This window comes from Paenibacillus sp. OV219, from assembly GCF_900110075.1.
Classification (GTDB): Bacteria; Bacillota; Bacilli; order Paenibacillales; family Paenibacillaceae; genus Paenibacillus_Z.
The window spans coordinates 265,946-277,591 of record NZ_FOCJ01000008.1 but is presented as its reverse complement, the minus strand read 5'-3'; the positions used below and the strand labels follow the sequence as shown (position 1 = coordinate 277,591).

At 52.3% G+C, this 11,646-nt stretch carries 12 protein-coding genes; 3 read left to right on the top strand and 9 right to left on the bottom strand.

The annotated features are described in order from the left end of the window. Positions 1 to 128 precede the first annotated feature (128 nt). From BMY11_RS20765 to BMY11_RS20740, 6 genes are all read right to left on the bottom strand, one after another. On the bottom strand, positions 129 to 866 hold the full coding sequence (locus BMY11_RS20765) for a nucleoside phosphorylase (RefSeq protein WP_090580637.1): 738 nt from the start codon (positions 864 to 866) through the stop codon (positions 129 to 131). Next, entirely contained in the window at positions 866 to 1,543 is a 678-nt protein-coding gene (locus BMY11_RS20760; RefSeq protein ID WP_090580634.1) for a sulfite oxidase-like oxidoreductase, read from the bottom strand. Before BMY11_RS20760 ends, BMY11_RS20765 begins: the two co-directional genes overlap by 1 nt. 24 nt (positions 1,544 to 1,567) lie before the next feature. Next, the gene (locus BMY11_RS20755) at positions 1,568 to 2,491 is read right to left on the bottom strand and encodes an ABC transporter permease (RefSeq protein ID WP_090580631.1); all 924 of its coding nucleotides are present in this window, start codon (positions 2,489 to 2,491) and stop codon (positions 1,568 to 1,570) included. Beyond that, positions 2,475 to 3,521 (bottom strand): ABC transporter permease, encoded by a 1,047-nt coding sequence (locus tag BMY11_RS20750; RefSeq protein WP_090580711.1) that lies wholly within the window; start codon positions 3,519 to 3,521, stop codon positions 2,475 to 2,477. Before BMY11_RS20750 ends, BMY11_RS20755 begins: the two co-directional genes overlap by 17 nt. A 23-nt stretch (positions 3,522 to 3,544) precedes the next feature. Further along, entirely contained in the window at positions 3,545 to 5,041 is a 1,497-nt protein-coding gene (locus BMY11_RS20745) for an ABC transporter ATP-binding protein (RefSeq protein ID WP_090580628.1), read from the bottom strand. Positions 5,042 to 5,146: 105 nt separating this feature from the next. Further along, entirely contained in the window at positions 5,147 to 6,235 is a 1,089-nt protein-coding gene (locus tag BMY11_RS20740; protein ID WP_090580625.1) for a BMP family lipoprotein, read from the bottom strand. A 316-nt stretch (positions 6,236 to 6,551) separates the two neighbouring features. On the opposite strand from BMY11_RS20740, the gene BMY11_RS20735 reads away from it, so the two are divergent. Next, a complete protein-coding gene (locus tag BMY11_RS20735; protein ID WP_256217671.1) occupies positions 6,552 to 7,130 on the top strand; it encodes a class I SAM-dependent methyltransferase in 579 nt (192 codons plus the stop codon). Positions 7,131 to 7,220: 90 nt separating this feature from the next. Here BMY11_RS20735 and BMY11_RS20730 read toward each other — a convergent pair whose 3' ends face one another. Continuing rightward, positions 7,221 to 7,838, bottom strand: a complete 618-nt coding sequence (locus BMY11_RS20730; protein WP_090580620.1) for a sigma-70 family RNA polymerase sigma factor — start codon at positions 7,836 to 7,838, stop codon at positions 7,221 to 7,223. A 314-nt stretch (positions 7,839 to 8,152) separates the two neighbouring features. Between BMY11_RS20730 and BMY11_RS20725 the strand changes: the two genes are divergently transcribed. Then, positions 8,153 to 9,130: an aldo/keto reductase gene (locus tag BMY11_RS20725; RefSeq protein WP_090580617.1), complete on the top strand. Its 978-nt coding sequence runs from the start codon at positions 8,153 to 8,155 to the stop codon at positions 9,128 to 9,130. Positions 9,131 to 9,417: 287 nt separating this feature from the next. Here BMY11_RS20725 and BMY11_RS20720 read toward each other — a convergent pair whose 3' ends face one another. Next, a complete protein-coding gene (locus BMY11_RS20720; protein WP_177182742.1) occupies positions 9,418 to 9,819 on the bottom strand; it encodes a DUF3888 domain-containing protein in 402 nt (133 codons plus the stop codon). A 100-nt stretch (positions 9,820 to 9,919) separates the two neighbouring features. Further along, entirely contained in the window at positions 9,920 to 10,417 is a 498-nt protein-coding gene (locus BMY11_RS20715) for a hypothetical protein (RefSeq protein WP_090580610.1), read from the bottom strand. A gap of 327 nt (positions 10,418 to 10,744) precedes the next feature. On the opposite strand from BMY11_RS20715, the gene BMY11_RS20710 reads away from it, so the two are divergent. Continuing rightward, positions 10,745 to 11,602: an amidoligase family protein gene (locus tag BMY11_RS20710; protein ID WP_177182741.1), complete on the top strand. Its 858-nt coding sequence runs from the start codon at positions 10,745 to 10,747 to the stop codon at positions 11,600 to 11,602. Positions 11,603 to 11,646 lie beyond the last annotated feature (44 nt).

Genomic DNA, 11,646 nt, shown 5'->3' with positions numbered 1-11,646 from the left:
TTTAAAAAAGATGACCCCTGTGCAGTACAGGAATCATCTTTTGTCGGTTGCCTAACTCTCTTTTTTCAAGTGTCCTTGACTTAGGGACCAGTTTACCGAGGGCATACCTTTTTATTCGAAAAGTTAAATTAAGCTTGTCCAGCTCGAGCCAGTTTCACGATGGCTCCAAGCGCAGCTTGAATTTCGCGCTCGACCGCATCCGCGACAACGTTGGTGTGCGGATCGTACGTAGCCGCGAGATCGCTGTCCGCGTAGCCGTCCAGCGCTACGATTGCGCCGGCGCGCACGCCGCGAAGCGAAGCAACCACATAGAGCGCGGCGATCTCCATCTCGACCGCGAGCACGCCTGCTTGCTTGTACTTCCGATGCGGCACTTCCTCCACGCCCGCGAAGAAGACGTCAAGCGAGACGGTCAGTCCTTTCTTGACGATGCCGCCCTGCTCCAGCGCTGAAGCGTAGAGCGCAGACACAACATCGCCGTCGCCGACAGCTGGGTAGCCGTCAGGCACGAGCCCACGGGTCAACCCTTCTGCGCGAACCGCTGCGGTGCTGACGATAAGGCTGCCAGCCGGATGCTCTTCGGAGTAGGAGCCAGCTGTGCCGACACGGATGAGCGTCTTCACGCCTGCGCGGATCAGCTCCTCGAAGCAGACCGCTGCTCCGGCGGAGCCTACGCCGTGGCTTGTTACAAGTAGGCGCACGCCGTTAATTTCGCCAGTAAACGTGCGATACTCGCGGCTGAATGCCAGCTCTCTCGCATTGTCGAGCTTAGCTGCAATCAGAGCCGCACGATTCGGATCGCCGCATACAATGGCGTACTCAGCGGCGTCCTCGGTATGAATTTGTAAGATCGGCATAAGAGTCATTAGTCAAAATCCACATCCACCCATAAATCTTCCGGCAAGCCTAGATCCTCGCCGGAGAACCGCTCTTCTCGGAACGGGTCAGCCACGTTATGGAAGCCGTTGCGCTCCCAGAAGCCCAGGCGGTCTTCCTTCATAAACTCGAACCCGCGTACCCACTTTGCGCTTTTCCAGAAATACAGATGCGGTACAACAAGACGGACCGGGAAGCCATGCTTCGGTGTCAGCGGCTTGCCATCGAACATGAACGCCAGCATGACATCGTCACGTATAAGGTCTTCAAGCGGCACGTTCGTTTCATAGTCGTTATCCGCATGAACCATCACATAACGAGCTTCCGGCTTCACGCCTAGTAGCGGCAGCAAGTCTTTGAACAGGATGCCTTCCCACAACGTATCAAACTTCGACCAGCGCGTCACACAGTGAATGTCGCTGACGACATCCGTCTGCTTCATCGCTTTTAGCTGCTCAAGCGAGAAGGTCAGCTCCTTCTCCACTTCTCCGAACACACGGAATGTCCATGTATCCAGATCGTATTGCGGCACTTCGCCTTCATGCAGAATGGGGAACCGCTCGGTCAGCGCCTGACCCGGTGGCAAACGACGTGCCAGTTCAGGATCCAAATTTGGATCCAGCTCCACAACTCTCGCGTTCTTCAAACGTTCCGCTTTATTATGCAACTCTCATTCCTCCTGCTTCTCGTCTTATCTAGAGCTCTCATTCGTTTTGCGCGCTTCCTGCACATAGCTCTTATTCTTGAAGAAGTACATCATGACAAGCGTCATCACATAGGGCAGCATATCCGTGAATTTCGTCGGCATCGAGAAGCCTTGCAGCCGGATGCTGATTGCATCCATGAAGCCGAACAGCATGCTCGAAGCCGCAACGCCGAACGGATTCGATTGTCCCAGCATCGTCGCCACGAGTGCGATAAAACCGCGGCCGCTCGTCATATTCTCCGTAAACATCGTCACTTGTCCAAGCGACAGCTGCGCACCTGCGAGGCCGCAGAGCAAACCGGAGATGAGCACTGCACCGTATTGGATGCGCGTCACTTTGATACCTAGGCTCTTCGCAGCCACCGGGTTCTCCCCGACAGCAAGCAGGCGGAAGCCTCTAACCGTTCTAAACAAGAAATATTGAAACACGAATACGAGCACGATAGCAAGATATACAAGCGGTGAATGCCCCGAAAGGATGCCGCCGACCCACGGAATATCCTTAATAAGCGGAATATCGAGCTGCGGTAAGCCTTTCATATCTTTGTCGTAGTATGCGCCTTTCACGTGGAAGATCGCCCGCAAGCAGAACGAAGTGAGTCCAAGCGCCAGAAAGTTCAGCGATATCCCAACGATTATGGCGTTCGCCTTTAGATGAATGCTTAAATAGCCGAATATGAGCGAAAATAACATGACACACACGACAGCGAACAGCACAGCAAGCCAGACGTTGCCTGTCAAATAGTTACCTACGATGCCAAAGAAAGCTCCGAAGAGCACGAGGCCCTCAAGTCCAACATTGAACAGTCCTGCACGTGAACAGATGGCGCCGCCAAGCGCAGCAAGCAGGATGGGCGTAACCATCCGCAGCGCTGAATTAAACAGCGACACATCAAGCAATTGATCCATCTTGAGCCCTCGCTTTCTTGCGTTTAATGAAGGAATAACTGATCTTCGCCGAGACGAACAGGATAAGCGTCGCTTGGATGACGCTTGCGATCTCCAGCGGTACTTCCGTGTTCCGTTCGACGCCCATGCCACCGGTTTGCAATGCGGCAAGAAGCAGTGCGGCTGCCGCCGTACCTAGCGGATGGGAGCCCGCGAGCAGCGTCGCCATAATGCCGGACCACGCATAGCCCGGCGTCGACAGCGAGCCGTCGAGGTAGCGATACTGCGTGCCAAGCACTTCCACGGCACCAGCAAGTCCGGCGAATCCACCGCTTGCAATCATGCTGTAAAGCATGAGCTTGCCGCGCTGTACGCCGCCGTAAGCGGCAAACAACGGATTGCTGCCGAGCATGCGCACTTCATAGCCGCTGACTGTGAACTTCATAAACAAGTAGAGCACCACAGCTCCTACCACAGCAAGCAGGAAACCTGCGTGCAGGCTCATGCCGTGGAACAGCTTCGGCAGCCAAGCGCTGTGCTCGATCATCTTCGTCTGCGCCATTGCCGCCGAGCCGGTATTATCCTTAAGCGGATACGCAACCAGGTAGCCCGCAAACAGCGATGCAATATAGTTGAGAAGGAGTGTCGTAATGAGTAGATTCATACGGAACTTCGCATCCATCCAGCCCGCGAATGCAGACCAGATTCCGCCTGCGACGATGCCGGAGATAATCGCTGCAATCATTTTCACCCAACCAGGGCCGGGTAGATAAAGCGCTGTAATCGCAGCGCATAAGCCGCCGAGAATCATCTGGCCTTCTGCGCCGAGGTTGAAGAAGCCAGCGCGGAAGGCGAGTGTCGTGCCAAGACCGATCAGAATAATCGGTGTTGCCCGCGACAATGTATTCGTGAAGAAGTAGAAGCTGCCGAAGGCGCCTTTCCACATCTCGGTATACGTCTGCGTGATGTCGCCGCCAACGATCGCAATCGCAATAGCTCCGATTATTAAGCCAAGTAGGATTGCAATTACAGGCTGAACGAGCGCGCCCATGCCATTCTTAAGTTTGCTGAAGTTCAATGCCTCTTGCCTCCTGCCATTAATAAACTAATTTGTTCTTCTGTCGCTTCACCCGCCGCCAATTCTCCAACGATTCGTCCTTCATTCATAACGAGAATGCGGTCGGACAGCTTCAGAATTTCTGTCAGCTCGGAGGACACGAGCAGAATCGCTCCTTGTTCATCGCGCCGCTTAAGCAGCTCGCCATGAATTATCTCCATCGCGCCGACATCGACACCGCGCGTCGGCTCGGCAGCAATAAGAAACGGTGTGCCCTGCGCAAGCTCGCGCGCAGCGATCAGCTTCTGCAAGTTACCTCCGGATAGAAACTGTACTTTCGTATCGAGAGAACCCGTCTTCACCTCGAAGCGCTTCACCCAGCCTTCGACCATCTTGCGAATGCTGCGACCACGCATGATCCCGGAGCGCTGCTGCTGGCGAGCATGACCCATGACGCCGTTCTCGACGACTGTCGCGTCCTTCGCCGCCCCCCATTGATACCGATCTTCAGGAATATGCGCTAAGCCGAGCTCGCGTATCTTCCGCACCGGAGCGCTTGTTACGTCCTGTCCGACCAGCATGACTTGTCCGCTGCTAGCCCCTTGCAGACCTGCAATCGCGCCAATGAGCTCCGATTGACCGTTGCCCGAGATGCCCGCGACGCCGACAATCTCACCGGCATGCACTTTGAAGCTTGCGCCGTCTACTAGCGGCTTGCCGCGATCGCCTGCCACGGTGAGCCCTCTTACTTCCAGAACCGGTGCGCCAAGCTTCGGCGCACTGCGCTCCATCTGCATCAAATCGCGGCCAACCATCAGCCGAGAAATCTGTTCAATGTCCGTGTTCTTCGCATCAACGACACCGGTGACGCGACCATCGCGCAGTACGGTGATACGGTCAGCCACTTCCATTATTTCTTGCAGCTTATGGCTGATGATAATGAAGCTCTTCCCTTGACTCGCCAACCGCTTAATCGAGACGAGCAGCTCTTTGACTTCAAGCGGTGTCAGTACACCTGTCGGCTCATCGAGAATGATGATGTCCGCGCCTTGATACAGCACCTTCAATATCTCAACTCGCTGTTGGACACCGAGTGAGCAAGATTCGACCTTCTGATGCGGATCAACCGGCATGCCGTATAGCTTTGACAGCTTTTCTACCGCAGCGGCAGCCGCTTTACGGTCGAATCCGTTCCACTTTTTCGTTTCCTGTCCGATGACGATATTCTCTGCCACCGTGAAGGATGGGAACAGCATGAAATGCTGATGCACCATGCCGATCCCGCTCGATATCGCATCTGCTGGCGTAGCGAAGGACTGAGGCTTCCCGTTTACGAGAATCGTTCCGCTCGCTTGGTTCTCCATGCCATAGAGAATACGCATCAGCGTTGTCTTACCAGCGCCGTTCTCACCGACGAGCGCATGGATTTCGCCTTTGCCAAGCGTGAAATTAATGTCCGTATTCGCCTTTACAGGACCATATGACTTGGATATGTTCTCCATATTCAACAACATGCGGCTGCTCTACTCCTTCCATCTCTATACAATCGGGCCCAAATCTACCGGATCTATAAATCGAAAGAAACCGGCTGCATCATGCACGCAGCCGGCAACTTCACTTTATTGAGCTAGTGGGTTCTTTACAACAAGTTTACCCGATACGATATCATCTTTAATCGTTTTCAGCTTATCGATGTTCGCTTGACCAACGAACGCGTTAAGCGGAGTTTTGCTGTCGCGCGTTACATAAGTAAGACCAACGCCGTCTTCCTTCAAACCGTAATCAACTGCGCCAAATTTGAAGTCGCCGTTCACGAACGATTTAACGGTTTCGTAAGCGACAGTATCTGTACTTTTCAGTTGTGCAAGTACAACGTGCTCTGGATCAACGCCAGTGTTGTCGATGTCTTGGCCGGAAGTGTGGAAGCCTTTCTCTTTCGCCGCTTCGAACACGCCAAGGTCGCCTACAGCGGATGCGCCGGCAATGAAGTCAGCACCTTTGGAGAATTGCAGCAATGCAAGCTCTTTCGCTTTCGCTGGGTCAGTAAAGCCGCCAACGTAGTTCACGAGCATTTCTGCATTTGGATTCGTGTATTTCAGGCCTTCTTGGAAGCCAACTGTATATTTCTTAAGGAGCGGAGCGTCGATGGCAACGACCATACCGACTTTGTTTGTCTTAGTCGTAAGGCCTGCAGCTGCGCCGAGCAAGTACGAAGCTTCATACTCACGGAATACAACGCTGCGAACGTTAGGCAGATCAACAACTGTATCGATAACCGCGAAAGGCTTGTCCGGATTCTCGGCAGCAACTTTCTTCAGTGCATCTTCCGCTTGGAACGTAGCTGTGATGATTAGATCGTAGTTCTCAGCAACTGTAGCGCGAAGGTTCTGTTCGAATGCGGCAGGGTCTGTCGATTCGATTGTTTTCACGTCTACATTAAATTCTTGACCAGCTTTCTTGAAGCCTTCATCCATTTGTACGAAGAACGCATTAACGCCGATCTTCTCTGGCAGCACAAGTGCAACCTTCTTCTTAGGCGCGTCAGCTGTTGTGTCCGCTGCTGCATTGCCGCCTTCATTCGTGCCTGCATTAGCTGTTGCATTCTTGTTTGCTCCATTATTGGAAGCAGAATTGTCATTCTTGGAACATCCGACGAACAACGAAGACAATAAAATAAGTGCTGCGACTAGCAAAAACCCTTTTTTCATTACGTTTCTCCCCTACTCTTTTTGTCTGATGTGTATGTGCAAGCTTATCTACCAATAATCCTACCGGAATTATCGGAATTTGTCAAACTGCGAAAGTTGTCGAAAACAATCGCATTTCTCGATATTATACCGTCCCGGAAGCCTTGCTGGCTATACATTTTCTACGTTGGAAATAAAAAAATCTCATCTGTGTCCGTGCACAGCAGTTTGCACCAAATACATAGAGAGTGTCGACTCAATCGGTCACTCTCTATTATGCACTCTCAGCTTCGCCAAGCTGTCGTTCAAGGACAATGTCAACTTATCGTCGAAATAGATAAGCTGGACTAACTCCGTTGAATCGCATTACTTTGAAAGGGAGCGCGTGCTCATGCCACTGAGTCGTCTTGACGAAATTCGGATGAAAGAAAAGCTTTATCATGACGAATACTATGAGAACGTTAAGCTGTTTACCAAAGATACTTGGTTACAGAAGCCTGTCAAAACCGTTATGGATACCTTTGAGCTGCTGTCAAACAAAAATAATGCTCAATTGCTCGATTTGGGCTGCGGAGTCGGAAGGAATAGCATACCACTGGCGCAAAGGCTTGAAGGTGCGAACAGCAGGGTTGTCGGTGTTGATTTTCTTGAATCCGCTATTCGTCACTTAGAAGTTAATGCGCGTGAATTCGGCGTTGCTGACAAGCTGGAATTGATTCAATCCGATATAAGCAAGCTTCAAGTGGGTGAGAGCAGCATTGACTATATTATCAGTGTTTCTTTGCTTGAACATTTGGACTCCATCCAGTCTTTCCATCGCGTTCTGGAAACCTTGCAGCACGGTACTAAGGAACAAGGAATCCATTTGGATCGCCCAAAAGAGCTAAATCAATTCTGCGCGATTTCGTTAAGATAGCGATTGTAGGCTTCGTTAGGCTAGGCGAGATTCGCGCAAATAAAAAAAGTGCCAGAAGTCCGAGGGGACTTTCTAAGGCACTTTGATCTATTAAGGGATTACGAGCAGTAAGAAGTTGAACAGCAGCAGCGAATACATGAGCAACGTCTTGCCCCAGCGCTTCTTCATGAAATCTTTGCCGCGGTGAATGCGCGACTTCACTGTGTTGACAGGAATGTTGTTCATCTCGCTTATATCTTCCATAGACATCTCCAGCACATAACGCTGATACACGACGGTTCTATACTTCTCCGGCAGCTTCGCAATGACTTCCGTCATCTTCGAGGCCAGCTCGCGTTCGATCACTTCGCCTTCTGGAGATAGCGAGGTGTGCGGAATGACATCGTGAAGTGACAAGTTCTGGTCGGAATGAGCGGTAACGGGTTGATCTAGCGGCAGCGGCGGTGTTTTGCGGCGGCGCAGCAAATCAAGGCATACATTCTTGGCGATATGAAAAATCCAGGTTGAGAATCGTTTGTTCTCATCGAAGCGATTCAGGTTCAAATACACCTTCAGAAACGTTTCCTGTACGACATCCTCGACATCTGTCTTACTGCGGAGAATCGTATGAGCCATTCTCGACAGCTTATCCTTGTACAGCTCGACCAGCTTATTGAAGGCCGTCTCATCGCCTTGCCTCGATAACATCACTAATTGCGCCTCGTTCACGGCAATTCTCCTTTGCCACCCGTCATCCAACTTACTCCCTTTATTATAACAGGAAAAACAAGAAACGCATCTGTTAAAGCATGCGTTTTTGTGTCGATTCGATATAATTTACGTGCGAGTAGAACAAAATCACGAGGCAGAGACCAGGGGTAAAGGAGCAAATCCCGCTATACTTTGGCGTACTATATATACCTTGTATCATTACATATCAATTATTTCACTACTTTTATTTTGGAAGCGTGTGGCGCATAATGGGACGGGAATTGATTCGCAAAAAGCATTTCATCTTACACTGATCTGGAGGACGATTACATATGACAAGACCGATACCGCTTCAGCGCCGTGGCATTCCGGCAAGCCAGCTAGTGCTTGGCTGCATGAGACTTGGCGGCGACTGGAATGCAAGCAGCCCGATTACGACCGAGCATTATAAGGAAGGGCATGCAGCGCTTGATGCCGCGCTCGAAATCGGCATTAACATGTATGACCATGCCGATATTTATACGGCAGGCAAGGCGGAGCGAGTGTTCAGCCAACTGCTGAAGGAGCGTCCAGAGCTTCGCGAGCAGATCATTCTGCAATCGAAGTGTGGCATCCGCTTCGGTGACGGCAACTCGCCGCACCGGTTCGATTTTACGGAGGACCATATTCTGCGTAGTGTTGACGGCATTCTGGAGCGTCTTGGCACCGAATATCTCGACATCCTGCTGCTGCACCGCCCGGATCCGCTCGTTGACCCGGAAGATGTAGCAAGCGCGATCCAGAAGCTGAAGGCATCCGGCAAAGTACGCCACTTCGGCGTCTCGAACATGAGCCAAGGCCAAATCCGCCTGCTGTCGGCGTATACTGACGAACCGTTCATCGTCAACCAGCTGGAGATGAGTCTGCACAAGCTCGGCTTCCTCGACACGGCAGTCAGCGTCAATCAGGAAGCATGGCGCAGCAATGTGTTCCCTGAAGGCACGATGGAATATTGCCGCCTTGAGAACATTCAGCTGCAATCGTGGGGACCGCTCGCTCAAGGCCGTTATTCCGGTGGCTCGCTGGAAGGACAAAGCGAGAGCGTCGTGAAGACGGCGAAGCTCGTCGCTGAGCTGGCTGAGAAGTATAGCACGACGACGGAGTCGATCGTGCTCGCATTCCTGATGACGCATCCGGCAGGTATTCAGCCGGTCATCGGCACGATTAACCCGCAGCGTATTCGCGCCTGTAAAGACGCGGCGACTTTGCGCCTCTCCCGCGAGGACTGGTACAGTCTGTACGTCGCATCGCGCGGCGTTGCTTTGCCGTAAATGGGGAAAAGAGTCGGCCCGGGTTTGGGGGCCGACTCTTTTTTGAATCTAGAAGCTAGGGCAGCACATTCCTATCTTGTAGCGCCCCTCTTGCGAGAAATCCAGACTAGTTTCGTCGATGTAGAGTACTGGGTACCCTTCTTGCCTGAATTTTACGCTTATTGCAGCAATGTAGGGTACTGGGTACCTCTCTTGCTTAAATATTGCGCTAGATGCGTCGATGTAGGGTATTGGGTGCCCTTCTTGCTGCAGCTCCTTCTGCTACCCTTGCACGACACACTCCCCCGCTACCTCCGAATATGCTCCCAGTTCCACGGCAGCTCGTAGTCCGCGAGATGCTCGTAGCTCACGACCTTCACATGACTTAGATTATCGATGGTCAGCACAATTCGATCCTTCCCTACACTGAGATGCGGACCGACATAAGGCTGGACTGTTATGGTCACATCAATGTGTGACGAGTCGTATGTATACGCTAATTCGGTGTCACGGAGAAAAGGGACGACCATCGGCGGATCCGTTAATAGCTGACTATAATACTTATAGACCTCGGCTTGTATAACTGGGTTCAACAGCGTAAGGACAAGCCTCTGACAATGCTCTTCCTCAGGCCCGGCCTGCGCTCGGGGCACGAATCCATTAAGCAAAACCACTAACAAAGCGATCACAACTCGGTAACTGGACTGCACTCTGCACCTCCTTTTCCACACGTTTCTCACTAGCATTTCCTGCACGCATCAAAAAAGACGCGATCTTCACATGTAAGATTGCGTCCTCCATAGACATATATTATGTTGTGCCGGCTGTAGCGACGCCGTTAAATACGGCAGGGCCAGTCAGCAAATATTGAAAAGCAATTGATAGTGGATTGTCCACGCTGATGAACATCGTGTACCGGATTTGACCAGCTTGCACTGCAGCTGCAGGAGGAAAGTCGCCAACACTTACACTAAGCGGTGCAACCGTCGTCTGTGCGGCGCCAACCTGTACGACCTCTTCCAGAATCACAGTCCCCGTGCCAGCTGTGCCCGTTCCATTACGCTCAACCGTAATCGTAATCCGCGCAGTGAGATCAGGAACCTCTTCCTCTGAAGTTGGCGAGAACACCTTAGCAACCGATGCTGTTCCCGTGAGCAGCGCACGAACAGTGCTAACATTGAAAGGGGATACTCCTGCCGTTTGCAGTCCGATATCGCCGATTAACAGCGGAGTACTCGAAAACGCCGTCGTTCCTCCGCTCTCATTGGAGTGAACCGATAAACGCATGTCCAAAAACTGAATCGCCATACTTAACCACCTCCCTATCTATTCCCTATATGTTATGAACGCCTGCAGGTAGATGAACTAGATGAGAGCGTATTTTGAGAGAGGAATAGCAGATAGAACTAGCGAATTGATGTAGTAGTTAAAAATACCTAGTGGGAGGCGTGCAGCGATGGCGAGAATGAAAATCCCCCGTTAAGCCACAACATGTGCCGGATATGCTCTGTGTGCCCGAGGCCCGCCTACTCTCATTTTGCCAGCTAGATTTCAAAATGGAGAGGAACGGTGATTGGCATGTGGCCATCTGTTGTTAATTGGAAAATGTTGCGTTTTGGAGTTGAGATTGAATTCGTGGGAGGTGAGCCGGAAGAGCTTGCGCTGCTGCCAGGCTGGGTCATGTCGCTGGATGAACACCAGCTTGATATGACTGGCGTGGAGTCGGGAAGCGAGCTCAAGCCTCCTCCGATGTTATGGTCTGAGCGCGAGCAAATCCGCATCATGCTAGAGCGGCTCAAAGCGCAAGGCGCATCCGCCAATTGGAGCTGCGGCCTGCATGTGCATGTCGGTCTTGAGCCCTGGGGGCAGGATGCTGTGCTTCCGCTACTGGACGCTGCGCTACTCTATCAGAATGCGCTAGAGCAGCTGCTTCAGATGAGCGAGCATCGGCGTATCTACTGTCCGCGCGTGACCAAGGAGACGCGTGACCGCTATGTGGCAGAGCCTTGCGCAGAGTCGGTCCGCCATAGGGGCCGACCGCAATCCCACCGCTCAGGCATCAATACGGCGGCATGGTTCGATATCGGAACGGTCGAAATCCGCTATGCCAATGGCAGCATCGAATATGATGAGGTGCTGAATGCGATTGAGCTTTGTTTGCGTTTTGTCGCCGTGGTTGGAGCTGATGCTCTACTGCCAGACAACGGCGGCGATCCGCTCGAGCTGGCGGCCGCGCTTGGCGCACCAGCGAGCGGCTATCCCATTCCCACGCCTGCACCGCAATGGCATGTGGAGCGCATGTGGCTCGAGGATGCACTTATCCCAGTCCTGGAGCCGCTCGTGCAAGAGCTCGTCCCAGGCGGTGAAGTGCATGACATCCTCCCCGTCGCTGACGGACTGAAGCTTGCCATCGAAGACACCGATGGCAAGCTGCACAAATTCGTCATCGAGCCGCCGACAACGGGCTGGACGGTGAAGCGCCAACTCGCCTAGCTTATTATTTAGAAGGGGCTGTCCCAAAAGTCAAAAAGACTTGA